The organism is Bacillus sp. EE-W1 (assembly GCF_009760835.1).
GTDB classification, from domain to species: domain Bacteria; phylum Bacillota; class Bacilli; order Bacillales; family Bacillaceae_G; genus Bacillus_A; species Bacillus_A wiedmannii.
The window spans coordinates 18,380-44,830 of sequence record NZ_WIPE01000030.1; the positions used below are offsets into that span (position 1 = coordinate 18,380).

A 26,451-nucleotide genomic window follows, 5' to 3' on the forward strand; every position below is an offset into this window, starting at 1 on the left:
AATTTAAGAAAGAATTTTTATAATAAATCATTCAAATTTTATATTGAGAAAAACGTTAAAATATAATTATAAATAGAATTGAACAATGTGGTGGAAGGTGAGAATATGCGCTTACTCGTAGTAGAAGATAATGCTTCTTTATTAGAGTCTATTGTCCAAATATTACGCGATGAATTTGAAGTAGATACAGCATTGAATGGGGAAGATGGATTATTTCTAGCGTTACAAAATATATATGATGCCATTTTACTTGATGTGATGATGCCAGAAATGGACGGTTTTGAAGTAATTCAAAAAATACGTGATGAAAAAATTGAAACACCAGTCCTATTTTTGACAGCGAGAGACTCTTTAGAAGATCGCGTGAAAGGCTTAGACTTTGGTGGGGATGACTATATCGTTAAGCCATTTCAGGCTCCAGAGTTAAAAGCGAGAATTCGTGCTTTATTACGACGAAGCGGTAATTTAACAACAAAGCAGACTATTCGTTATAAAGGGATTGAACTGTTCGGAAAAGATAAAGACGTTCAAGTAGATGGACAAAGTACGAAGTTAACATTAAAACAATATGAGCTTCTAGAGTACCTTGTTCAAAATAGCGGAAAGATTTTAATGCGTGAACAAATTTTTGATCGTGTTTGGGGATTTGATTCAGATACGACAGTAGCAATTGTAGAAGTGTATGTACATCATTTACGTAAAAAATTAGAGCCATTCGGTTATCAGAAAGATATTCAAACTGTTCGAGGTATTGGATATATATTAAAAGAACAATGAAAAAGGGAAGCATGTTTCAGAAAACACGCATTCGATTGACTATATTGAATTCATTAGTATTTATTATCTTGATAGGTGTATTAGGCAGTATCATTTATTCATACACATATAATCGTATTTATAATGAAGTAGATAAATCGATAGGAAAATCCGTTCAGCATAGAAAGAATTCAGATGATAAAAAACTACCTAAAAAAATTAGGGGATATCCTCCGATTGGGGATCCAAGGATAACGGAGTTAACTTGGCTTGGAAACACAGTGGAGATAGGTATTGAAAACGGCAAACGCCGTTTTATCTTTGAAGATAATTTGGAAAAGTTTTCTCCAAAGAAATTAGGAACTTTGCAAGATATAGAAGTGCAAGGGCAATATTTTAGAACATTTGCATTTCAACAAGATACAAAAATAGTTCAAATTGTACGCGATATAACAGCTGAAAAAGAAATGTTAAATACTTTATTTTTAATTCTTGCTATAGGTTGTAGCGTAGGAAGTTTATGTGCAGTAGGAATTGGTTTTTTCTTAGCGGGCAGGGCACTTATACCTATTCAAAATTCATGGGAGAAACAGCAGCAGTTCGTTTCGGATGCATCGCATGAATTAAGGACACCACTTGCGGTTATTCAATCAAAAACGGATGTGTTATTCCAGTCACCATCTGCGACAATAGAAGAAAAAGCGATGGATATTTCTACGATTTCAAAGGAGTGTAGACGGTTATCTAAGCTTGTAACTAATTTATTATTGTTAGCACGTTCGGATTCTAATCAAATTGAGATGGATAAGAAAACATTTGAAATGGATAAATTGTTAGAAGAAATAGTAGATCCATATAAGGAAATTGCTTCATATCAAGAAAAAGAGATGATATTGAAAGTAGAACATGACATATCATTTATGGGTGATAGAGAGAGAATTCATCAAATGATGGTCATATTGTTAGATAATGCGATGAAGTATACAAATGGGGGCGGGCATATTCAAATCGATTGTACGCAAATGAGCAGCTCAATTCGTATACGGGTGAAAGATGACGGGATAGGGGTTAAAGATGAGGACATCCCAAAATTATTTGATCGTTTTTATCAAGGTGATAAAGCGAGAAGTGCGTCAGAAGGAGCGGGATTAGGCCTTTCAATCGCAAATTGGATTGTAGAAAAGCATTATGGGAAAATATTAGTAGATAGCAAATGGGGAGAGGGTACTTGTTTTGAAGTGAATTTCCCTAAAAATCAAAGAATATAAGTGAGAAGACGATCTTGTTTTTACAAGGTCGTCTTTTTTTAAGGGAAAGTTAAGAAACTATTTATAACATGTATGATATAAAGAAAGTTCGCCCTATGAAGAAGCGATTATAAAAAGGTATTTGAGTAGATTATATCGATCATAATGTTATTTCGATTATGTATAGGGAATGATGGAAAAGAAAGTGTAAGAGGGAGGAATTAATTTTGAAAAAGAAAATGATGACGGTATTCACTATTGGAGTAATGAGCTTAAGCATATTAGGGGGTGCCTCTCCTTCTGAAACATCAAAAGGAAAGACAAATTACACGCAGCGCAGTAAAGAACAATTAAATAATGGGAAGATACATGCGGTGCATACAGAAGAAAAGGCGGAGAATCTAGGTATTGAAACGGAAGGGAAAGAACAAATTACGCTAGAAAAAGAAATTCATGAGACGGAAGTAGGAAGAGAAGCTGAACAGTTAGGAATTTCGATTGAAAGAAAAGACGTTGGAACTCTTTCAGAAGAAATCTATGAAACAAAAGTGAAGCAAGAAGCGTTAAAGCTAGGCATATCTATAGAAAATACAACGATTGTAAATTTAATTAATCAAATTAATACGATTAAAATTAATGATGAAGCGGATAAATTAGGCATTTTGACAAATGGAAAAGAAATGGAAGACATTGCGGAAGAAATCTATGGAACGAAAGTAAGAGAGGAAGCAGGGAAGTTAGGTATTTCACAAAAAGGAAAAGAGATAGAAACGTTAGCGCAAGAAGTGTACGAACAAAAAGTGCAGGAAGAAGCAAAAAAATATCATATTGATTTGTATGGTAAAGATATATATCAAGTATTAAGCGAAATTAATGAACAAAAAGTGTTACAAATGGCAGATGAGCTTAATATGGATAAAACGAATATGAACGTTCAAGAATTAGCAGAAAAAATTAAAAAAGATCAGCCTGAAAAAGGAAAAGAACTAAATTTTGTACCGGTGATTCGCACGGATGCTGACGCGTTTTATTCTTATTTAACGAACTAAAAAGGGCGTGAGAGTGATACGGAGATGGAAGTGGTATATATGTATGGCTTTACTAGCTATAGCAGTATGGAATGTATATAAAAATGGCATTACAAAGTATGTGGAGAAGTTAACATTCTTCAATATACAAAGCGGAAAAGAAGCAGATTTTAGTAATAATGATGAAAAGGTCATCTTATCGAATGTACCTTTAATTCAGCAATTACCAGAGCTAGATAGAGGCTGTGAAGTGACTAGCTTAGCGATGATGTTACAATATGCAGGCATTACAGTGGATAAGATGCAATTAGCAAATGAAATAAAGAAAGTTGATTTTATGAACGATGGTGTACGTGGGAATCCGAATGAAGGATTTGTAGGGAATATTTATACCTTTTCTGAATCTGGATATGGTGTATATCACGGACCACTTTTTCAATTAGCGAAAAAGTATTTACCTAATAAAGCTGTGGACTTAACAGGGAAGAGTATAGAAGAACTTTATAAGAGTGTAAAATCAGGACAACCGGTAGTTATGATTACGAATGCAACATTTGCGCCATTAGATGAAGATGAATTTACTACATGGGAAACAAATAGCGGAGATGTTTCTATTACGTATAATGAACATTGTGTAGTACTGATTGGATACGATGAAGAATTTGTATATATTCGGGATCCTCTCGAGGATAGGCTAGATGTAAAAGTGCCGAGAGGAAAATTTGAAAAGGCATGGATGCAAATGGGGAGTCAGGCGATTAGTTATGTGAAAAGCTCTAAATGAATTAGTAAGGAAATAGATGTAAGGAACTGTAAGAGGAGTTTTTGTGGGTGTTTTTTGTTAAGAAATAAGAGAACCTCAGCTTATATAATAAGGTGAGGTTCTCTTATTTTTTATGATTAAATATTTAGAAGTAGTGAATATGTAAAAATGCATAATTGACAAAAAAATTACATGTTATCATTATATATTGTTTTATATATGTTACTTGTATAAAATTACACAAGTATCCACATTACATAAAGGAGGATTATTATGCAAAAAATATTTAACTGGGTTAAATGTATGAGTGTTAAGAAAAAATTAATCATTTCATTTTTTCTTATTTTGACTATACCAGGACTTATTATCGGTGGTGTTTCATATCAAACTGCCAAAACAAATTTTGAACAACAAATTACAGGTAAAGCAAAGGAGAATATTTCAGTTTTAAATACTGTTATTTCTCAAAATATAGAAGAGAAATTTGTTGATGCGGCGTACTTTGCAGACGTTTTAACAGAGGATACATATCCAAACGGACAAGAAGAAATAGTAAGAACGAAGTTAACGCAATATATAAAACTTCATCCAGAAGTAGAAGGTATTTATATTGGAACACAGGCAGGAAAGTTTATAAGAGAACCATTTATCCAAATGGCTGATGGGTATAATCCAACAGATAGATCTTGGTATAAAGAAGCACATGAAAATAAAGGGAAAGTAATTGTTACTGCACCATATCAATCAGCATCTACTAAAAATATGGTAGTGACAATTGCTAAAGAAGTAAAAGATGGTAAAGGTGTTATAGGAATTAACTTAAATTTAGATAACATCTTAAAAATTTCCAAAATGATTAACATTGGTGAAAAAGGTTATGCAGTTATTCTAGATCAAAATAAGCAAATTGTTAGTCATCCATCTAGAAAACCAGGTGCAAAAGTTACTGATCCGTGGATTAAACCAATTTATGAAGAAAAACAAGGAAATGTGTCTTATACAGAACAAGGTGATAAAAAGAATTTAATCTTTGCAACAAATGAGAAAACAGGATGGAAAGTAGTCGGGGTTATGTTCGACGAAGAAATTACCGAAGCTGCGAATCCAGTGTTTTATAAGACTTTGATTGTCATTGCTATAGCTATTGTATTTGGTAGTGTATTAATTTATTTCATTACAAAGTCTATTACAAGACCATTAAGAAAAATAGCTGACTCGGCACATAAAATTAGTAAGGGAGATTTGACAGAGAAAATTACAATCCATTCCAAGGATGATATAGGGAAATTAGGGAATTCATTTAATGAAATGTCTGCCTCTTTACAAGATGTGATTACTCAAATTAGTTTTTCAGCAGAACATGTCGCTGCATCGGCTGAAGAGTTAACAGCGAGCGTACAGCAAGCAAATGATGCGACAGATCAAATTACAATTGCAATGGAACAAGTATCAGGTGGGGCTGAATCACAAAGTCAAGGTGTTGAAGAAGGTGCGGCTACATTACAACAAGTAAATACAGCAATTCAAGATGTAACTGGAAGCGCGGAATCAATTTCTATCTCCTCATTACATGCGAGAGAAAGAGCTGAAGAAGGGGAAGAATTGGTTGAACAAACAGCAAAACAAATGCAGTCTATTTCTAAATCGGTATCCGAGTCAGATGCTATTATTAAACTTCTTGATGAGAAATCAAAGCAGGTAGGAGCTATTTCTGAAGCGATTCAAAACATCGCTACTCAAACGAACTTATTAGCTTTAAATGCGGCTATTGAAGCGGCAAGAGCAGGTGAACAGGGCCGAGGGTTTGCTATTGTAGCTGATGAGGTTAGAAAATTAGCGGAGCAATCAGGAGAATCATCTGGAGAGATTGCAAATTTAATTGCAGAAATTAAGGCGGATATTGAACATACTGTTAAGGCGATGGATAATGTGAATGGAGAAGTTCAACAAGGCCTTGATGTTGTAACAAAAACGAAAGCAAGTTTTACGGAAATTTTAAGTTCTACTACACATATTGTTTCTCAAGTTAATCAAATGGTAGAAACAACGAAGAGAATTGCTGGAGATGCAAATGAAGTGACAAATGCTATTGATGAAATTGCAGCGGCTGCAGAAGAAAATACAGCTAGTATGCAAAGTGTTGCTGCTTCAACAGAAGAACAAGTGAATTCAATGGAAGAAATTAGTTCAGCTTCGCAAAACTTAGCTGGGATGGCCGAAGAACTACAAGCGATGACTAGTAAATTTAAAGTATAATAACAGCAGATAAGTAAGGTGATATTATTTTCACCTTACTTATTTTTCTATTCAGCAATTAGGGGAGTCATTAACGGGATGAAAAAAAGAAAAAGACTATGGAATTTATGGAAAACGATTACATTGTTAGTTTGTACAGTTGTAATTTTTTCTTTACTTGTGACAGATATATTAATTAGTCATAATGTAGAACGGACGACGGAGGATAGCCAAGCAGAGAAAGCAAAAACAATTGCACACATTGTGGCGAATGATTCAATTGTAATCGATGGTTTGATTGGGAAGGCAGATACTTCTGCAATCCAAACGTATACAAATAGAATATTAAAAAATACAGGTGTTCAATTCATTGTAGTTATGGACATGAATGGAATAAGAAAATCACATCCAAATCCTCAAAAAATAGGCTATCATTTTATTGGGGGAGATGAAGGGCCTGCATTGAAAGGAAAGGAACATGTATCGCTGGCAGAAGGAACTTTAGGTATTTCAATGCGAGTGTTTGTACCTGTATTTTCTGAAACAGGTGAACAACTTGGAGCGGTGGCCGTTGGTATTTCAGCAGATAATGTAAAAGAGAGAGTTAGGGAAAGTAGACATATCATTTACATTGGTGTCGGAGTTGGAGTACTAGTTGGAATTATAGGAGCAATATTGCTAGCTAGACATATAAAGAAAAGTTTATTCGGTCTTGAACCTCACAGGATAGCGAAAATTCTTGAAGAAAGAAATACGATGCTACAATCTGTAAAGGAAGGTATTATTGCTGTAGATAAAGAAGCCAATGTAACTTTAATAAATAATGAGGCAAAACGATTGTTTAAGAAAAGTGGACTTGAAGAAGATTTTATCGGTAAAGATGTTGAGTTGTATATGCCTAATTCACGTATAAAAGAAGTATTACAAACGGGAGAGGTACAATTAAACGAAGAACAAAATATTTATGGAATTACGATTGTGACGAATCGTGTTCCTTTATATGTAAAAGGAGAAATAGTTGGTGCAATTGCAACATTTCGTGATAAAACAGAGGTTAGAAAATTAGCAGAAGAATTAACTGGTATTAGACTATATGCGGAAGCATTACGGGCACAATCGCATGAATTTATGAATAAAATGCATGTCGTATTAGGACTTACACACATGAAGCAGTATGAAGAATTACAGAAGTATATAAGCGGTATGGTATCAGAGCATCAATATGAAATTGGTGGGGTTATGGAGAGAATAAAAAGTCCAGTATTTGCTGGTTTTTTACTTGGGAAACTTAGCTATGCTAGAGAGAAAAATATAAAATTAATCATAAGTGAAGATTCTTACATGCCGGAAATAGATGATGAAAGTATTATTCATGAACTAATTACGATTGTCGGAAATTTAATTGATAATGCATTAGAGGCAGTGATGAATTGTGAAAAGAAGCAAGTTGAACTTGAGATACAATATGGGGATACATTAATCATTACAGTACAAGATACGGGGAAAGGTATACCAGAAGAAGAAATAGGGGCATTATTTACGAAAGGTTATTCCACAAAGGGAGATAACCGTGGTTATGGTTTGTATCTTGTAAAAGAAAGTATACAGCGAATAAATGGGGAAATTCATATGCATTCATTAGTAGGAAAGGGAACAACGATAACAATTGAAATACCTAAAGGTAGGGATGAGAGGCAAATATGATTAAAGTTTTAATTGTAGAAGATGACCCGATGGTAGCAATGTTAAATACGCATTATTTAGAGCAAGTAGGAGGGTTTGAACTTGTTCAAGCAGTTAACTCCGTTAAAGAAGCGATAGAAGTATTAGAGGAATTACGAGTAGATTTAGTATTACTTGATATTTTTATGCCTGAAGAAACTGGATTTGAGCTTTTAATGTATATTCGGAACCAAGAAAAAGAAATCGATATTATGATGATTTCAGCTGTACATGATATGGGGAGTATTAAAAAAGCATTACAATATGGTGTAGTAGATTATTTAATTAAACCATTTACATTTGAACGATTTAAAAAGGCGTTAACTATATATCGAGAAAAGCTTACTTTCATGAAAGAACAACAAAAAATTAGTCAATCGGAATTAGATTCGTTAATTTTGCAAAAAGAAAAAAGAGAGCCTACTGTCACTAAAGAGCTTCCGAAAGGATTAACGAAGCAAACGATGCAATTAATTTGGCAAAAGATCGAGTCGCTGAATGGACGAGCGTTTACAACAGATCAAATGGCGCAATTAGTTGGAGTTTCAAGAGTTTCTATTCGAAAGTATGTAATGTTTTTGACTGAAATTGGAGTATTAGAAAACGAAATGGTGTATCAACATGTAGGAAGACCAGTGAGTAAATTAAGATGTATTGACCAAAATAAAATAGAGTTTTACGTATAAGCGACTTATTATAAGTCGCTTATACTTTTTTTAATTACAAAATCAATTACAAAACTTACAAAAACTATTTTTACTATTGAAAGCGTTTTAATATTGTTATTAAGAAAACAAGGAGGTGCCATATGGGAATTCAAAAGAATGTGGAAGCGGTATCATTTTCTGGAGGAAATGAAGTACAAAGAGAATCTTTCGCTTCTAAAATTATGAATGTAAAAATCGGTGTTATACCTTTACCGTTATATGTAGTATTGGCTGCTATTATTTATGGGGCATCTGTATATAATAAATTGCCAGCAGATATGATTGGTGGATTTGCAGTTATTATGATCATGGGTATTCTCTTAGGCGACATTGGAATGAGAATTCCAATTTTAAAAAATATCGGCGGCCCGGCAATACTTTCATTATTTATTCCATCATTACTTGTATTTTTTAACTGGATGAATCCAGCTTCAATGGAAGCTGCGACTATGTTAATGAAAAAATCGAACTTTTTATATTTATATATTTCTTGTTTAGTAGTCGGAAGTATTTTAGGAATGAATCGTAAAGTATTAGTACAAGGTTTCGTTCGTATGTTTATACCTTTAGTAGTAGGGACGTTAGCTTCTGTAGCGGTAGGATTATTGGTCGGTTCACTATTTGGATTTGAAATGAAGCAAACATTCTTCTTTATCATCGTACCAATTGTGAGTGGTGGTATTGGGGAAGGGATTTTACCATTGTCGCTAGCTTATAGTGATATTTTAAATGAATCATCAGCAACGTTTGTATCACAACTTATTCCAGCGGCTATTATTGGAAATATGTTCGCAATCGTGAGTGCAGGGTATATGAAGCGTTTAGGTGAGAAGAAACCGGAGCTTAGTGGTAACGGTGTATTAGTGAAAACAGACAATCAAGCAGAGTTATTAAAAGAACAAAATACAGAGAAGCCAATTGACTTCTCATTAATGGGAGCAGGTTTATTAATTGCGTGTACGTTCTTCATCTTCGGAGGATTTGCTTCTAAGTTCATCGGTATTCCTGGGGCAATCATTATGATTTTCTCAGCAGCACTTGTGAAATACTTTAAATTAATGCCAGCAAAAATGGAGCAAGGAGCATTCCATTTATATAAATTCATTTCGAAGAATTTAACTTGGCCGTTAATGGTTGGACTAGGATTGCTATATATTCCGTTAAAAGACGTAGCAGCAGTTCTTTCAGTAGGATATGTTGTTGTGTGCGCATCAGTTGTTCTTACAATGGTAGCATCAGGTTTTCTTGTAGGGAAAGTGATGAAAATGTATCCAGTTGAATCAGCAATTGTAACGGGATGTCATAGTGGTTTAGGTGGAACTGGAGATGTTGCTATTTTATCAGCTTCAAATCGTATGGAATTAATGCCGTTTGCGCAAATTTCAACACGTTTAGGCGGGGCAGCAATGGTTGTAACAGCGACAATTTTATTGAAAATGTTTTCATGATCAAACAAGCTAGCTATATTCATATAGCTAGCTTGTCAATTTAAGGGGAGATTATAAGTATGTTAGATAATCAAATTAATGAAAGATCATTGTTACTGCATAAAGAATTAGTAGGGAAAATTGAAATTACAAGTAAAGTAGAAGTAAATTCAGCGGATGATTTAAGCCTGACATATACACCAGGTGTAGCGGAGTCTTGCAAAGCAATTGCGGCGGATGAAGAAACAGTGTATGACTATACGGCACGCGGTAATATGGTGGCAGTTATCTCAGATGGAACAGCGGTACTTGGTTTAGGGAATATTGGACCGAAAGCAGCTATGCCTGTTATGGAAGGGAAGAGTATTTTATTTAAGAAATTTGCGAATGTAGATGCTTTCCCGTTATGTTTAGGTACGACTGATGTGGATGAAATCGTTACTCTTGTGAAAAATTTAGAGCCTACGTTTGCAGGAATTAACTTAGAAGATATTGCGGCACCACGTTGTTTTGAAATTGAAAAGCGATTAAAAGCAGAAACAAATATTCCTGTATTCCATGATGATCAACATGGGACCGCTATTGTCGTCTTAGCAGCTGTTATTAATGCATTAAAAGTTGTTAGCAAACAAATGGATAATGTGAAAATTGTTATTAACGGTGCGGGTTCGGCAGGAATTGCAATTGGAAAATTATTATTAAAAGCTGGTGCAAAGCGCATTACGTTAGTTAGCTTAGAAGGTATTGTTTGTGAAGGTGAATCATGGATGAACGAAGCACAAATTGAAGTTTCCAAAAAGACAAATCGAGAATATGTGCGTGGAGCGTTAAAAGAAGCGATTCATCAAGCTGATATTTTTATTGGCGTATCTGCTCCTAACGTATTAACGAAAGAACTTGTACAAACGATGAATGAGAAAGCAATTGTGTTTGCTATGGCGAATCCAATTCCAGAAATCTTCCCAGAGGATGCATTAGAGGCTGGGGCAGCTGTAGTAGGAACCGGACGCTCGGATTATGCGAATCAAGTAAATAATGTATTGGCGTTCCCAGGGATATTCCGTGGTGCGTTAGATGTGCGCGCGACTGATATTACAGAAGAGATGAAATTAGCGGCAGCATATGGGATCGCTAACATCATTACGGACGAAGAACGTAATGCGAATTATGTAATCCCGAATCCGTTAGATAAAAGAGTTGTTCCAAGTGTTGCGGAAGCTGTAGCGAAAGCGGCCATTGATTCAGGTGTGGCGCAAATTATGAAAATACCAAGTTATTAATAGCTAAAAGCAGTGCCTAAAAAGGCACTGCTTTTTTGAGATAAGAAATCAAAATAATGAAGAAGTGTAAAATTATTTATTTGTGTGTCTTCACTATTTATTTAATTCCATTGCAATTTGTTTACCATTTACTAAAACCTCAGTTACTGCTACGATTACTTCTATCATTTTTTTCATCTCTCATCTCTCCTCGTGTCATTTCTTACTTTAAGTATAAGAGAAGAGAGATACTTCAACTATCGAAGTACATGACGTAGAAATTACATTGTTGTAAGAAAGTGTTTTAGTTTTGCCACTTTACTCAGCGGTAATTAAAAACTGATCATAATATTTTTCATTCACATATATATTTAATATCCATAATCCAGATGAAGGTAGTGACATAGTGAGAGGGAGTTCGTTTGTAGTAGAATCAATTGTATTTGAAGTAGTCCAAGTTGGTTTGGAAGTTTCTTGTTGAAAGAGTACGGGTGTTGGAGTTATTGATCCTTGTTTTAGTGCAATAATAGATAGTTTTCCAGTTGGCATTTCAGGATCTAAAAAGTACCACATTATTTCATTTTTTTCATTTGCGATAATAGGACTATCAGCCATTGCGATTTTTTCTTCGATGCCTTTTAAAGGTATTTTTTCTTGTATGAAGGAGGGTGTTTCTTCCCAATTTACATCTTTTAAAACGCTAAGATGAAAGAAGGAAGGTGCATTAACTTGAGTGGATGACGTTGCGATGGCTTCTTTTTTAGGTGCTTCTGAATCAGGTTGCGCTTGTGTGCATCCAGCGATGAGAAAAGAGAAAAGTAGCATAGTTCCGATTTTTTTCATGGTGTCACACTCCTAAATTTTATTGTTAGTGTAATTGTATTTGCTAGAAAGCGGGACAATTCCTTTAAAGTATAAAAAGAGGTCGTAAGTTTTGTACGACCTCTTTTGACATTTTCTATATTTGTTCAGTTGAAAAGGTAGGTTCATTCTCTTTTTGTGGCATCGTTAAGAAAATAACAGAAAGAACGATACATACGCCGCCTAATAATTGATATGCTCCAAAGGATTCATTTAGCCAAGCGATTGAAACGATGGCAGCTACAAGTGGTTCAATGCTAGATAAAATGCTCGTTTCTGTTGCTGCTAAATATTTCAGACTACCGATATAAAGGAGGAAAGAAAGAGTGCCACTTATGATGATAAGAATAAGCATAGAAAAAGTTCTTGATGTAAAAGTTTGTGAAAGCTGATTCCATTCAAACGAGCGATTACAAATAAGCAGGGTAATACCGCCAATTAACATTCCCCAGCCAATTACTACAGTTGTTCCGCATTCTTTAATAAGAGAGGCTGGATGAAGGGTATAAAATGCAAATCCAATTGCAGTTAATAGACCAAAAATAATGGCTTCTTTTGATAAAACAATATTTTCAATTGAACCATTTGTAATAATAAAGTATGTCCCCGTTAGTGCTGTTATAATTGCGAGCAGTTGCATAGACGCTGGGAATTTCCTTTGTCCAAATGCGACATAAATGGTAATAAGAACAGGACCTAGAAATTGAAATAATGTTGCTGTGACTGCGTTACTAATATGAACCGTTTCAATAAAGGCGTATTGCGCACCGAGCATGCCGAGAATAGAGAAAATAATAAGTTGTATAGAATGTCTAGGATGTTTCCAAATTTGAAATATGTTTTGTTTCTTTATAAGTAAGAAAGATAAAATAAATATTCCCGCAAGCAACAAGCGAATTGTTAAAAAATCAATTGATGATACGTTAGTATGTTGAAATAGCCACTGAATCATCGGGCCAGATAATCCCCATAAGGTAGCTCCTGTAATAATCATAATGAGTCCAATCTGTCTATTGTTGTTCATGATCATGCATCCCCTCTCGAGTATTTGATTTTTTATGTGTGACATGATACAAGGAATTATATATAACTTCTGGTACTGTAAAAAGTATCAGATTTCAGTTTTATTAAGGGGTCAGATATTATGTTAGAATTAACGCCTAATTTAAATATGAATAGTAAAAAGGCATTGTACGTGCAATTGTATGAGTATATAAAAAAAGAAATTAAAGATGGAACGATTCCGGCTTTTACAAAATTACCTGCTAAAAGAAAGCTGGCGAGTTATTTACAAGTGAGTAAGAATACAGTAGAAGCGGCTTACGAGCAATTACTTGCAGAAGGTTATATTGAATCGGCATCGAGAAAAGGTTATTTTGTATGTGAAATTGAACAAATGATTTATGTAGAAGGAAGTGAAGCGAAAGTAGAAGAAGTACCGTTTCGGGAGGAGAACTATACATTTGATTTCACCCAAACAGGGGTTGATACGAATACGTTTCCGTTCACTACGTACCGCAAGCTTATAAATGATGTATGGCAACCACATAATAATGAGTTGCTTTTTCTTGGACACCCTCAAGGGGAATTGAGCCTGAGGGAGGAAATTGCGAACTATTTGTATGAATCTAGAGGTGTACGTTGCTCAGCTAGTCAAATTGTATTAGGGGCGGGAACACAAATATTAGTGAAGTTACTTTTTCAATTGTTGAAGGGAAGTAATTATGCTGTTGAAAATCCAGGTTATCATAGGAAAATGGTCGTTTTTGAACAGGGAGAGAAGAAGGTTCAAATGTTGTCTTTAGATAGAGACGGAATTTGTATGGCAGATTTAGAAAATAGCGATGCGAATGTTGTATTTGTAACTCCATCTCATCAATTCCCATATGGAATGATTATGCCTATTACGAGAAGGACGCAGCTTTTACAATGGGCGAAGAAAGAGGAAGGCAGGTATATTATTGAAGATGATTACGATAGTGAATTTCGTTATTCAGGAAAGCCAATTCCGGCACTACAAGGTTTAGATACAGATGGGAAAGTTATTTATATGGGGACGCTCTCAAAAGCTTTGTTGCCCTCATTACGGATGAGCTATATAGTATTACCGAAGAATGTAATTGAAAAATATCAAAAGGAATATTTGTTTTATACACAAAGTGTTTCAAGAATGGACCAAGAAGTGATTAGAAAGTTTTTAAATGAAGGCTATTGGGAAAAACATATTCATAAAATGCGCGTCGTCTACCGAAAAAAGAGGGATCGACTTGTTTTTGAAATAGAGAAGTATTTCTCTAATCGTGTTGAAGTGATAGGAGAAGATTCTGGATTACACATTTTATTAAAAGTGCATAATGGAATGCGAGAAGAAGAACTCATTCAAGAAGCTGCAAAATATAGTATTAAAATATATCCTGTTTCTACGTACTATAAAGACGGTACTGCGCCTGAAAATGTAGTTTTACTTGGGTTTGCAATTTTATCAGAAGACGAAATTGCGAAAGCGGTTCAATTATTACATAAGGCATGGTATACAAGAAAGTAAAAAACATCCTCCAGGCATGAGGATGTTTTTTATTATTTATTTTCATCTAAGAATAAGACCATATGCTCTTCGTCCCAATACTGTCCGTTATATTTCAGTGAACGTTCTTGTACACCGAATGTTTTAAAACCTAATGATTCATAAAGTTTCTTCGCACCATCGTTGCCAACAACAACATCAAGCATAACTTGTTCTACTTCTAAAGATTTAGCAAGTTCAAGACATTCTTTAATAAGTGCTTTTCCTGCTCCAAGTCCGCGTGCTTTTGGAGACACATACACAGAACCAATTTTAGCTTTATGTTCTTGTTTTACATATGGTTTCGTTTCCAGCGTTGCAACTCCGATTAATTGTCCATCTTTAAATGCACCTAGCGTATAGTTTTCATCTTGTGCTAATTTTTGTGCTTTATATTCAATCGCACACTCTTTATTAATAATATCTTCATAAGAAGAGCTGAAAGCTTCAGGGTTTTGCTTTAATCCTTCTACACGAAGTTCTAAGTAAATTTCTGCTTCATCTTTTGTTAATACATGGATATCCAATTATATCACCCTCCAAATCTTTGCAAATGTACCTTTACCCCGCTATTTGCGGGCAGTAAGAATCCAACTTTAAAATCCGGCGAATGCGCGGAATTTAGGTGGGAGATAACTGCCCGTAAATGCCCGATTGGTTAAAGTTTTACTTTATTTTATATTGAAATAAGAATAATTTCAAAAGGTTAGCTTATATGAGCTGATTTTATGAACAAAATAACACCAGTAGTGTTTACTACTACTGGTGTTTTCACACGCATCTTATTCAAAAGGTAGCTCGATTCTAAAGTTTGTTCCTACTCCTAATTGGCTTGTTACTAGAATGGAACCGTTATGCAATTCTACAATTTCTTTTGCAACAGCTAGCCCGATACCTTTTCCTCCAGTAGCTCTCGTTCTCGATTTATCAACACGATAAAAACGATCAAAAATATGCGGGATATCTTCTTCAGGAATACCTTCTCCTTCATCGGCTACACTTATTGTAAAAGAATCTGTTTCTGTGAGTACGCGTATCGTAATAGTAGTGTTTTCTGGCGAATGTTGATAAGCGTTGTGTAATAAATTTAACATAACTTGTTCCATACGTCTTTCGTCTATGCAAACTTCTAAATCATCTTTGCAATATACATGGAGTTGCATTTGTTTATTTGTTAATGTTGTTTTTGTTTTTTCAACCATTCGTTCTAAAAATGGTTGAAGAATCACTTTTTGTTTTTTTATAACAAACTGGTGTTGTTCTAATTGCACCAGCATAAATAAATCTTGGACGAGATCGGTTACACTATCTGTTTCATCCTCAATGATTTGTAAGTATTCTTCACGCTCTTCTTTCGTTAAAGAGTCTCTCTTTGCAACCTTCGCATAACCTTTCATATAGGTCAATGGAGTTAATAGTTCATGGGCAACACTAGCGAGAAATTCATTACGTTCTTTTTTCATATAAGTCAGTTCACTGGATAAATCTTCAATCGTTTTTGCTAAGCTTCCAAGTTCATCATTCCGTTTAATACCTAATTGAATTGGTGTATTTAATTTTGATATTTTTTCTGTCGCCCTCTTCATTTTTATAAGTGGTTCTGTAATAACACGCGAAAAAACAAAGACAGAAATAGTAGTCAAAATAATTGTCAAAACACCAATGATAAGAAATTGTTTCATGAGTTTAAGTAACATATTTTCTAAGAAGGATGTTTTTAATAACATATATAACTTCCCTTGAAACTCTGCTGTGTTAAGTGGGCTTACCGTTGTGATGAATTTTGATTTTTTCCAGTTCTTTTCGACGATCAATCCGCCTTTTGGAATAGGTTCTGTCTTGCAAATAAGTTGTTTTTGCATTGCCTTTGTTACGGGTTCTGAAGTGGAAATAATTTTGCCATTATTGTCTGTTAGTATGATAGCTATATCAGAGTTAGCAATTAATTCTGATTCTACTAAGTGTGCAGCTGCATCCGCGATATCGAAATCTGGATACATAGGACGGTTAGGGTTTTTATTGTATTCAGCGCGTTCGGGGTGTTGCTTTTCTTTAGCAATTGCATTCCACTTTGTGCGGCTTGTAATTTTTTTACTATAGCGATTACCTTTTTCTAAAAGAGCAAGTGTTTCTTCCTCAATCCGCATTGTTGAAATGCTTTTGTAAAAAGATACAAAAGCAATTGTTTCAATACATAAAGCTAATATTAAAAAGTATGTCCCAATTTTAAGTGAAAGTTTACTCATTTTCTCACCATACCTTATTTCATATAAAGGGTCAGTGGTATACTATTGTCCACTGACCGAAGTAATTATTCACTTTTCCATTTATATCCGACTTTATAAACAGTTTCTAAGTAATTTTCAACTGGAAATCCTTTTTTGCGTAATTTATCACGGATATTGCGAATATGTGAATCGATTGTTCTATATTCAATGTCTGTTTCATAACCCCAAATTTTTTCGATTAAATCATCTCGGCTATAAGCACGGTTTGTATTTTGTAAAAATAGTCCAAGTAAAGAAAATTCGATAGGAGTTAGTGAAATTTTTTCATCATATACTGTGACAGTATGTTTCGTTTTATCCCACTCAATACCATTGAAGCTAACGAAGCCATCTTTCTTTGTACGGCGTAATATAGCTTCGATTCTTGCAACTAATACATTCTCATCAAATGGTTTTGTAATATAGTCATCCGCGCCCATAGTAAGGCCTTTCACCATATCGTAATTTTGATTACGAGCTGTTAGCATAATAATTGGAACGTTGGAAATTTGACGGATTTGATAGCAAGTATCCCATCCATCCATATTCGGCATCATAACATCTAACAAAATAATATCGAAGTCTTTTTGTTCTATTAACTTTAGTGCTTCAAGGCCAGAGGTAGCTTTCATACAAAAATAGCCACGAGGACTTAAGAACAGATCTAATAATCGTAACATGCGTTCTTCATCGTCTACTAATAAAATTTTAACCATAATATTGTGCACCCCAAACTGTTCATTCTACTTGTATAGTTTACATGAAAATAATAAAAAACTCTTTTTATGTGATTGAGTCGAAGAGTAATTTTTCGCTCAGAGTAATTGACATAAAAAATGCACTAGTTTTGCACAACTATTTTTTATAATAGAAAACGTAGCGACACAAAATACCCTATGTTGCGACATAACGTCATGTCATTTTATTTATAAAATGACAATTCCATTCTATTGTGTATGTGAGATAGAGAGGGTTTTCGTATTCACCTCGCATCGGATAAGAAAAATTTCCTATCTCACACTTTTTTTAAAGGAGATCATACACATGAATCTAAAAGAAGAAATTTCAAAAAAAGAAAAGCAAGATCGTAATACGGTTGTCATGTGCATTGCCGTATCTATGGTTATTATTATAAGTTGTGTAAATAAAATTTTGGGGATTTTATAATATAGAAAAAGCTTATTGCTTCTTAAGAAGCAATAAGCTTTTTTTCGTTATTAGGGGAATAGTTTTATATAATAAACCAAGGTAAAATTGCTAACCCAGAAGTTACAATTGCTGTAGTAAATATTAAAAGCATAGCTCGTTTGTTTTGTTTCATGTCACATTCTCCTTTATATATCAATTGAATGCTATACGTTCATTTCATGATTGGTACCTCACTAATGAAAGTGTCACTTTACCCCGCATTAATGGGCAGTAAGAATTCCATCTAAAGATTTAGTGGATGCGAAGAGGTTAGATGGAAGATCGACTGCCCATAAAAGTCCGATTGGTGAGGGCTAATACTCAGTGGAGGTAAAGCTTTCCACTGAGTAAAGTTTCACTTTATACTTTTAGTATAATGAATGGAAAGGTTTGGTACGATCGATAAAGGTGACATGAAGATTACATTGTTGTAATGAAAAAAGCACCTTCCTTAATAAGAAGATGCTTTTAAAAAACTATATTGAAGTATTAATCATTTAAGAACAGAACCATATGTTCCTCGTCCCAATATTGCCCGTTATGTTTTAATGAGCGCTCTTGTACGCCGTAAGTTTGGAAGCCTAATGACTCATATAATTTTTTTGCGGCATCGTTACCAACTACAACATCGAGCATAAGTTGTTCTACATGTAATTTATTGGCATTTTCGATAATTGCTTTAATTAGAGCTCTTCCTGCTCCAAGGCCACGCGCTTTTGGGGAAACAAAAACGGAACCGATTTTTGCTTTATGTTCTTGTTTAATGAAAGGCTTTGTTTCTAAAGTAGAAATGCCGATTAAATCGTTATCTTTGAAGACCCCTAGAGTATACTTATCCGGATTGCTTAATCGTTTTGCCATAGCAGCTACAGGATCCTCATGTTTAAGAACATCTTCATAAGAAGAGCTAAAAGCTTCCGGGTTCTTCGTTAAACCTTCCATACAAACTTTTAAATATATTTCTGCGTCCTCTGTCGTTAATAAGCGAATTTCCATAGTTATAACCTCCTTGGTCGATTTCAAATCAAATAAATCCATTACTTTTATAAGATTGTGTATGCGTTTTGTTAACAGTCTCTTTTAATTTGTAAAAGAATGAAAAGATATATGCTACAATGTTTTGTTTTTAATATGTAATGAAATTATATATTAACTTCATTAACTATTCAAGTCTTTAATATATTACATTTTTATAACTAAAATAACTCCTCAACCGAGGAGTTATTTTAGTTATTCGATTGATAACCATCAATTCGATGTGGATGTGTGTAAATATTGCAAGATTCATTTCTAATAAATCCTACGACTGTAATGCCTAAATCATGAGCGAGTTGTAATGCTAATTTTGTTGGAGCGGATTTAGATAGAACCATTTCACATCCGATTTTTGAAACTTTGAGTAAAATTTCGGATGAAATACGCCCACTAAATGCGATGATTTTTCCTTTAACGGATATATCGTTGCGTAAACAATGGCCATATATTTTATCTAATGCATTATGTCTTCCGATATCCATTCTTGATAGGAGGATATTGTTTCGATCACATAGCGCGGTATTGTGAACCCCACCGGTTTGGCGAAAGGTAGTGGAAGATTGTTGTAAAGTATTCATTAAGTAAAAGCATTCTTCAGGAGTAATTTTTACATGTATATCATGTAAATCTTTTGCTTTTGCTGCATCGTTAACGAAAATAAAACCTTGTCTACCTTTTCCGCAGCAAGAAGTGATGTATCGTTTATTATATAAAGTTTGATAGAGTGGATTTACTTTTGATGATGTTACATGGACAATTCCGTTATCTTTTTGCACCCATAGTTCTTCAACATCTTTATAGGAAGCAATAATTCCTTCAGAAATTAAAAAACCAATTACCATATCTTCAATATAATTTGGTGTGCATACAACTGTTACATATTCTTCACCATTTAATTTAATAGTAATAGGAGATTCTGTAACAATCTCATCCAGTTGTTTTGAAAATGTACCAGATTGATAGCGTACAATTGTATAAGTCTCTTGCGTAGGCCCCATATTTAATTCCCCTTTTATATGTATTTCTCTCCCATATTTATCATAAAACAATGGGGAAATAAAAACACCTATTAGCAAGGAAATCACAGATTATTTTGGTTATTATTGTATATGTACGATATAATAGAACTGTAGAATAGTGATATTTTCAAGCTTTCGTAGTTATACCTTATAACATCTAGAATCGACTTCATAAGAAAAGTATTTGGGCAGAGCGTTTCAAAAATATGTACAGTAATGCGATTTTGAAAACGGATTCATAATTGTGTTGTACAGTTGGTTGTAAGGAGAGGGGAAACTATGGCAGAACAGACAGTCCGTGTAACCGTGGATGGTAAAGAATTTTCCACATCGGGTGAAAAGACGATACTACAATTATTTAACGAGAGTAATTTGGAACATCCTCAAATTTGTCATGTACCAGAAGTAGATCCAATTCAAACTTGTGATACGTGTATTGTAGAAGTAAATGGGAAGTTATTACGTGCTTGTTCAACGAAATTAGAGAACGGTATGCATATTGAAAGACAGTCCCAGCGTGCAAAAGAGGCACAGACTGAGGCAATGGATCGAATATTAGAGAATCATTTATTGTATTGTACCGTTTGTGATAACAATAATGGTAACTGTAAAGTCCATAACACGGTACATATGATGGGAATTGAAGAACAGAAATATCCGTATGAGCCGAAAGTAAGTGCTTGTGAAGTGGATATGTCACATCCGTTTTATCGGTATGATCCAAATCAATGTATTGCTTGTGGACAGTGTGTAGAAGTATGTCAAAACTTACAGGTTAATGAAACTATATCGATAGACTGGAACTTAGATCGTCCACGTGTTATATGGGATCATGGTGTAAGCATAAATGACTCATCTTGTGTAAGTTGTGGGCAGTGTGTAACAGTATGTCCATGTAATGCGTTAATGGAAAAAACAATGCTAGGTGAAGCTGGATTCATGACTGGATTAAAACCAGATGTGTTAGATCCAATGATTGATTTTGTAAAGGATGTAGAGCCTGGATATAGTAGTATTTTAGCGGTTTCAGAAGTAGAGGCTGCGATGCGTAAGACGAAAGTTAATAAAACAAAAACAGTTTGTACATTTTGTGGTGTCGGTTGTTCCTTTGAAGTATGGACAAAAGATCGCCATATATTAAAAGTGCAACCTGTTTCAGATGCACCTGTTAATGGTATTTCCACATGTGTAAAAGGTAAATTTGGATGGGACTTTGTAAATAGTGAAGATCGAATTACGAAGCCATTAATTCGCCAAGGAGATATGTTTGTTGAAGCTTCATGGGAAGAAGCATTAGAAGTTGTTGCTTCTAACATGCAGCATATTAAATCTCAATATGGCAGCGACGCATTTGGATTCATTTCTTCATCGAAAGTAACGAATGAAGAAAATTACCTTATGCAAAAACTAGCCCGACAAATATATGGAACGAATAATGTGGACAACTGTTCTCGTTATTGTCAATCTCCAGCGACAGACGGTTTATTTAAAACTGTCGGTATGGGCGGGGATGCTGGAACAGTGAAAGATATAGCTGAAGCAGGCCTTGTTATTATCGTTGGTGCGAATCCAACAGAAGGACATCCTGTACTTGCTACGAGAGTAAAACGTGCGCATAAATTACACGAGCAAAAACTGATTGTAGCAGACCTTCGTAAACATGAAATGGCAGAGCGTGCGGATCTATTTATTCATCCGCGCCAAGGAACGGATTACGTATGGCTTGCAGGTATTACGAAATATATCATTGATCAAGATTGGCACGATAAAAAGTTTTTAGCTGAAAATGTGAAGAACTTTGATGAATATAGCAAAATGTTAGAAAAGTATACGCTTGATTACACAGAAGAAATTACGGGGATTTCTAAAGCTCAGTTAAAAGAAATGGCCCGTATGGTATATGAAGCAGATGGTACTTGTATACTTTGGGGAATGGGTGTAACTCAAAATACAGGAGGAAGTACGACATCAGCAGCAATTTCAAATTTACTACTTGTTACGGGTAACTATCGTCGTCCTGGTGCAGGTGCATACCCATTAAGAGGGCATAATAACGTACAAGGTGCTTGTGATATGGCAACATTACCAAACTGGCTTCCTGGTTATCAAGCAGTATCAGATGATACGCTTCGTGCGAAATTTGAAAAAGCATACGGTACAACTATTCCGAAAGCACCAGGATTAAATAATATTGCAATGTTACTTGCAGCGGAAGAAGGAAAACTACGCGGTATGTATGTCATGGGTGAAGAAATGGCTTTAGTCGATTCAAATGCGAACCATGTGCAACATATTTTATCAAATTTAGACTTCCTCGTTGTTCAAGATATGTTCTTATCAAAAACAGCTCGTTTTGCTGATGTTATTTTACCGGCAGCACCAAGCTTAGAAAAAGAAGGAACGTTTACGAATACAGAGCGCCGTATTCAAAGATTATATGAAGTATTGAAACCGCTTGGTGATTCCAAACCAGACTGGTGGATTTTGCAAAAAGTTGCTCGTGCACTGGGCGGGGATTGGAATTACGAAAGTCCAAGTGAAATTATGGACGAAATTGCATCACTTGCACCGTTATACTCTCAAGCGACGTATGACCGTCTAGAAGGATGGAATAGTTTATGTTGGGGTAGTCATGATGGTAGCGATACACCGCTATTATATGTAGATGGATTTAACTTCCCAGATAAACTTGCTCGTTTATCATTAGATGAATGGGTACCACCGGTTGTAGCGCCAGATGAGTATGATTTACTTTTAAATAATGGTCGTATGCTAGAACATTTCCATGAAGGGAATATGACGAATAAGTCGGCTGGTATTTTATCTAAAGTATCTGAAGTATTCGTTGAAATTTCACCTGAACTCGCTATAGAGCGCAATGTAAAAGATGGTGGTCTTGTAGAATTAGCATCACCATTTGGGAAAATTAAGGTACAAGCGCTTATTACTGATCGTGTAACGGGGAAAGAGCTATATTTACCAATGCATGCAACAGTAAATGAAGAGGCAATCAATATTTTAACTGGGACGGCAACAGACCTTTATACGTGTACACCAGCATATAAACAAACGATGGTGAAAATGCGTGTGTTACGTGAAAAAGGAAATCGTCCGTTACCATCTTCAAACCCGCGAGATAAAAAGCGTAATCCGCAAAATGGTGTTGAAATCGAGCAAAAGTGGCAAAGAAAACAATACGTATCACTTGTGGACTAGGGGGCGGAGATAGTGGCGAAAGAAATTACGTTAATTAAAAAGAAAGTTGTAACAAAGGAAGAACAGAAACAGCAATTAGCAGATGAACTTCTACATGAGCTATCTAATAATCGTGAAGCAGTAGAAGAAACGATGCAGCTTTTAGCACAGTTGCAGAAGGCTGGGATATTAGATGCAGCGATTAGTTTACTTGCTGCGAAGGAAGATGTTTCAAAAATCGCTGTGGAGCAATTAAATCGTGAACCCGTTAAAAATGCACTCAACAATATGATGGGGGCGGGGGAAGCGCTATCTGCAGTTGACCCAGAAGTAACGAAGCAAATCACATCGAGTTTAGTTACTGGATTGCAATTTGCAACAGATGAATTAAATAGTGGTAAAAAAACAAAAGTGATGGATTTCTTTAAAGTGTTAAAAGATCCAGATATCAATAGAGCCATTACATTCGGTTTTAGCTTCTTGAAAGCATTTGGGCAAGGATTAGAGAAAAAATAGGGTAAATGAAAAAGTGATGGGACGTAGCCATCACTTTTTTCATTGTATGTATAAGAGTGTTCATGTTAAGCGGAATATATTATTATTAAAAAGATGGATTGGAAATGGAAGTATGGAATCCATCTCAAATATCGTTTTAGAATGTGGGGGAATATATGCAACACCGTAAAAGACTATCTATACCAGGGGTAATGGGACATTCCTTTCAAACAGTTAGATTTGCTTTTTGGAATGTATTAACCTTTCAACTTGCTTATAAATTATTAGCAGCGATTGTATTTGTCCCGCTATTTGGGATTATTTTTAATAAGTTATTGTATTTTGGTGGTTATGCAAATGCGACGAATGATGAATTATTAGCGTTTTTAAAGACACCATACGGCATTTTGGCAATCGTAATTTTATCATTGTTAGCACTGTTTCTTATCTTTACGGAATTTGCGGTACTTATTATTATTTCGTACTTCGCTCATAAAAGACAAAAGGTGAAATTACGTCCGATTTTATATAAAACTGTAACGTATTTACCTACTCTGTTCACATATTGCTTACCAGGATTTATTTTATATGCTGTCGTATTGTTACCTCTTTTAAATATTGGATATGAAACGGCATTAATTCCGCAAATTCAAATTCCTAACTTTATTACAGGGGAACTGTTTAAGACAACGATGGGACAAGTTGGCTATTACACATTTTTTGCTGTAGTTGCGTATTTGAACCTTCGCTGGATTTTTGTTCTACCTATTGTTGTTTTAGAGCAAAAGCCGTTTCGCACAGCAGCACGTAAAAGTGCAACGTTAGTAAAAGAAAGTTTTTTAAAAGTACTATTCTTTTTAGTAGGATTTTTTATTTCAATAGGGATTGTGTACGGTGTATTTTTTGGAATATATTTATTGTGTCTATGGGGCATGTACGAATTTACAAATCCACAGGGAACATTTGCATTATTAGCGGAATCAACAATGTCTGTATTTTTAACGAGTACATTATATTTATTTAGTTTTATCGTGACGCCATTTTATATTATGGCAATAACACGATTATATTTACAAAAGGTTCCGGTTGAAGATGTTTTATTAGAAGAAGGATTAGATTATTCGAAAACGAAAGCAGATAAATGTTTCTTCCAAAAACATCGTTGGAAATTTATTGGCGTATATATTGTAGGAATTATTACTGCGGGAATGGTTGTGGCTTTCATTGTTACCTTTATTACAAACACATATAAAGAACCAATTATTATGGCTCATCGTGGTTATATTTCAAAAGGTGTAGAGAATACGAAAGAAGCTGTGCAGGGGGCTATTGATGCGAAAGCAGATTATGCTGAAATTGATGTACTGCAAACGAAAGACGGTGAACTAGCAGTTATACATGATTTGAAGCTAAAACGTCTTGCTAACGCTAATGTTCATGTGTCAGATTTAACGATGGATGAGTTAAGGCAGCTTACTCTTAGTCAAGACGGATTGTCAGGACAAATCAGTACACTTGATGAGATCATTAAGCTGTCAAAGAACAAAATCAAACTTAATATTGAAGTGAAGCTTCATGGTGGCGAAAAAGATTTCGTAAACAAAGTATTAAAAGTGATTAAAGATAATGAATTTGAGAAACAATGTGTCATTCAAACGCTACACTATCCGCTTATTAAAGAGTTTAAACGTGCAAATCCAAATATAAAAGTAGGATATATACTGTATGCAAGTAGAGCCAACTTAAAGAATGTGAAGGCTGATTTTTATGTAGCAGAAGAATACATGTTAAATAAGAAATTAGTAAAAGAAGCAAGAAAGTTAAACAAGCCGATTTACGTATGGACGGTAAATGATATGGAAAGTTTAAAGGGATATTATAAATTAAACGTAGACGGTATCATCACCGATTATCCTGAAGATGCACGCGAAACAATTAAGATGTTAAAAGAGCAAGAAGCGGAAGAAAGTGATCTGTTTGATAAAATTAGTGAAACAACAGATGATTTATTTTCCAAGTTATTTATAAGTTACCCAGCTGCTGGCTAAATGCCTGCAGCTGTTTTTTTAGGAAAAGAATATATCTCTAAAGTATTGTGTACAGTAATAAGTGTATATGTATACGTCGATACGTAGGTTTCTTACATTGTTACATTATTGTCGAATAATAAGTGAATACTGCTTATTTTTAGGGAGTATAATAAAAATAGAGTGATAGATAATGAAATGGAGCGAAGATGCTAATAGAATCAATGTTTCTTATATTTACACTATTCTAAATATATAAACTTTTAAAAAATGATATGTTAGCGTTTTCATAACTTTTAAGTTATGCTAGAATAAGGACATAAGTTATTAATTATTACAAAAAGAAAAAAGACTTTCTTTTTTCTGTTAATTATAAGGGGGCATTTCATTATGCGTATTGGGGTACCAGCAGAAATTAAAAACAACGAAAACCGTGTGGCAATGACACCAGCAGGTGTTGTACATTTAATTCGTAACAATCACGAAGTATTCATTCAAAAGGGTGCAGGTCTAGGATCTGGTTTCACAGATGCTCAGTATGTTGAAGCGGGAGCAAAAATTGTTGATACGGCTGAAGAAGCATGGAACATGGAAATGGTTATGAAAGTTAAGGAACCAGTTGAAAGCGAATACAAACACTTCAGCGAAGGTTTAATC

General features: G+C 34.6%; 21 protein-coding genes and 2 pseudogenes. 16 read left to right on the forward strand and 7 right to left on the reverse strand.

All coding sequences use genetic code 11. The features are described 5' to 3' along the window. The first annotated feature begins 105 nt into the window (after positions 1 to 105). From GFJ36_RS02420 to GFJ36_RS02460, 10 genes and pseudogenes are all read left to right on the forward strand, one after another. Positions 106 to 777 carry a response regulator transcription factor gene (locus GFJ36_RS02420; protein WP_088061772.1) on the forward strand — a complete coding sequence of 224 codons (672 nt, stop codon included), beginning with the start codon at positions 106 to 108 and terminating at the stop codon, positions 775 to 777. Beyond that, positions 774 to 2,024, forward strand: a complete 1,251-nt coding sequence (locus GFJ36_RS02425) for a sensor histidine kinase (protein ID WP_098230346.1) — start codon at positions 774 to 776, stop codon at positions 2,022 to 2,024. The genes GFJ36_RS02420 and GFJ36_RS02425 overlap by 4 nt, the downstream gene beginning before the upstream one ends. Positions 2,025 to 2,230: 206 nt before the next feature. Beyond that, complete coding sequence (locus tag GFJ36_RS02430) at positions 2,231 to 3,052, forward strand: transporter (RefSeq protein ID WP_097890743.1); 822 nt, start codon at positions 2,231 to 2,233, stop codon at positions 3,050 to 3,052. Between the two features lie 13 nt (positions 3,053 to 3,065). Further along, entirely contained in the window at positions 3,066 to 3,815 is a 750-nt protein-coding gene (locus GFJ36_RS02435) for a C39 family peptidase (RefSeq protein WP_141542712.1), read from the forward strand. Positions 3,816 to 4,097: 282 nt separating this feature from the next. Next, positions 4,098 to 5,111 (forward strand): annotated as a pseudogene (locus GFJ36_RS30175) (HAMP domain-containing protein); the annotation flags it as partial. Positions 5,112 to 5,231: 120 nt separating this feature from the next. Further along, entirely contained in the window at positions 5,232 to 6,050 is an 819-nt protein-coding gene (locus GFJ36_RS30180; protein WP_434087966.1) for a methyl-accepting chemotaxis protein, read from the forward strand. A gap of 78 nt (positions 6,051 to 6,128) precedes the next feature. Continuing rightward, positions 6,129 to 7,733 carry a sensor histidine kinase gene (locus tag GFJ36_RS02445; protein WP_088061780.1) on the forward strand — a complete coding sequence of 535 codons (1,605 nt, stop codon included), beginning with the start codon at positions 6,129 to 6,131 and terminating at the stop codon, positions 7,731 to 7,733. Continuing rightward, positions 7,730 to 8,437: a response regulator gene (locus GFJ36_RS02450; protein ID WP_088061782.1), complete on the forward strand. Its 708-nt coding sequence runs from the start codon at positions 7,730 to 7,732 to the stop codon at positions 8,435 to 8,437. Before GFJ36_RS02445 ends, GFJ36_RS02450 begins: the two co-directional genes overlap by 4 nt. Before the next feature lie 122 nt (positions 8,438 to 8,559). Continuing rightward, complete coding sequence (locus GFJ36_RS02455; protein ID WP_157349447.1) at positions 8,560 to 9,906, forward strand: 2-hydroxycarboxylate transporter family protein; 1,347 nt, start codon at positions 8,560 to 8,562, stop codon at positions 9,904 to 9,906. A 59-nt stretch (positions 9,907 to 9,965) separates the two neighbouring features. Beyond that, positions 9,966 to 11,165, forward strand: a complete 1,200-nt coding sequence (locus GFJ36_RS02460; protein ID WP_075310641.1) for an NAD(P)-dependent malic enzyme — start codon at positions 9,966 to 9,968, stop codon at positions 11,163 to 11,165. Positions 11,166 to 11,462: 297 nt separating this feature from the next. Here GFJ36_RS02460 and GFJ36_RS02465 read toward each other — a convergent pair whose 3' ends face one another. Both GFJ36_RS02465 and GFJ36_RS02470 read right to left on the reverse strand, forming a co-directional pair. Beyond that, entirely contained in the window at positions 11,463 to 11,987 is a 525-nt protein-coding gene (locus GFJ36_RS02465) for a DUF4871 domain-containing protein (RefSeq protein ID WP_087983429.1), read from the reverse strand. A 115-nt stretch (positions 11,988 to 12,102) separates the two neighbouring features. After that, positions 12,103 to 13,029: a DMT family transporter gene (locus GFJ36_RS02470; protein ID WP_087983427.1), complete on the reverse strand. Its 927-nt coding sequence runs from the start codon at positions 13,027 to 13,029 to the stop codon at positions 12,103 to 12,105. Positions 13,030 to 13,149: 120 nt separating this feature from the next. Between GFJ36_RS02470 and pdxR the strand changes: the two genes are divergently transcribed. Further along, positions 13,150 to 14,550, forward strand: a complete 1,401-nt coding sequence (pdxR, locus tag GFJ36_RS02475) for a MocR-like pyridoxine biosynthesis transcription factor PdxR (protein ID WP_087983425.1) — start codon at positions 13,150 to 13,152, stop codon at positions 14,548 to 14,550. 32 nt (positions 14,551 to 14,582) lie between these two features. On the opposite strand, the gene GFJ36_RS02480 is transcribed toward pdxR, so the two are convergent. The 3 genes from GFJ36_RS02480 to GFJ36_RS02490 all read right to left on the reverse strand — a co-directional run bounded on the left by GFJ36_RS02480 (position 14,583) and on the right by GFJ36_RS02490 (position 17,551). Next, on the reverse strand, positions 14,583 to 15,095 hold the full coding sequence (locus GFJ36_RS02480; protein ID WP_000351216.1) for a GNAT family N-acetyltransferase: 513 nt from the start codon (positions 15,093 to 15,095) through the stop codon (positions 14,583 to 14,585). A gap of 255 nt (positions 15,096 to 15,350) precedes the next feature. Continuing rightward, positions 15,351 to 16,814 (reverse strand): sensor histidine kinase, encoded by a 1,464-nt coding sequence (locus tag GFJ36_RS02485; RefSeq protein WP_087983423.1) that lies wholly within the window; start codon positions 16,812 to 16,814, stop codon positions 15,351 to 15,353. Positions 16,815 to 16,879: 65 nt separating this feature from the next. Then, on the reverse strand, positions 16,880 to 17,551 hold the full coding sequence (locus GFJ36_RS02490) for a response regulator transcription factor (protein ID WP_087983421.1): 672 nt from the start codon (positions 17,549 to 17,551) through the stop codon (positions 16,880 to 16,882). Between the two features lie 328 nt (positions 17,552 to 17,879). Between GFJ36_RS02490 and GFJ36_RS29930 the strand changes: the two genes are divergently transcribed. After that, on the forward strand, positions 17,880 to 18,002 hold the full coding sequence (locus GFJ36_RS29930; protein ID WP_097890751.1) for a hypothetical protein: 123 nt from the start codon (positions 17,880 to 17,882) through the stop codon (positions 18,000 to 18,002). Positions 18,003 to 18,512: 510 nt separating this feature from the next. Here the strand turns inward: GFJ36_RS29930 and GFJ36_RS02495 are convergent. Both GFJ36_RS02495 and fdhD read right to left on the reverse strand, forming a co-directional pair. Beyond that, a complete protein-coding gene (locus tag GFJ36_RS02495) occupies positions 18,513 to 19,019 on the reverse strand; it encodes a GNAT family N-acetyltransferase (protein ID WP_076542309.1) in 507 nt (168 codons plus the stop codon). A 230-nt stretch (positions 19,020 to 19,249) separates the two neighbouring features. Continuing rightward, complete coding sequence (fdhD, locus tag GFJ36_RS02500) at positions 19,250 to 20,056, reverse strand: formate dehydrogenase accessory sulfurtransferase FdhD (protein WP_000529227.1); 807 nt, start codon at positions 20,054 to 20,056, stop codon at positions 19,250 to 19,252. A 300-nt stretch (positions 20,057 to 20,356) separates the two neighbouring features. Between fdhD and fdhF the strand changes: the two genes are divergently transcribed. The 4 genes and pseudogenes from fdhF to GFJ36_RS29320 form a co-directional block, all read left to right on the forward strand. Next, positions 20,357 to 23,293 carry a formate dehydrogenase subunit alpha gene (gene fdhF, locus GFJ36_RS02505; RefSeq protein ID WP_000840694.1) on the forward strand — a complete coding sequence of 979 codons (2,937 nt, stop codon included), beginning with the start codon at positions 20,357 to 20,359 and terminating at the stop codon, positions 23,291 to 23,293. Positions 23,294 to 23,305: 12 nt separating this feature from the next. After that, complete coding sequence (locus GFJ36_RS02510) at positions 23,306 to 23,788, forward strand: helical membrane plugin domain-containing protein (RefSeq protein ID WP_157349448.1); 483 nt, start codon at positions 23,306 to 23,308, stop codon at positions 23,786 to 23,788. A gap of 155 nt (positions 23,789 to 23,943) precedes the next feature. Next, entirely contained in the window at positions 23,944 to 25,815 is a 1,872-nt protein-coding gene (locus GFJ36_RS02515; RefSeq protein ID WP_087983419.1) for a glycerophosphoryl diester phosphodiesterase membrane domain-containing protein, read from the forward strand. Positions 25,816 to 26,184: 369 nt separating this feature from the next. Next, positions 26,185 to 26,451 (forward strand): annotated as a pseudogene (locus GFJ36_RS29320) (alanine dehydrogenase); the annotation flags it as partial.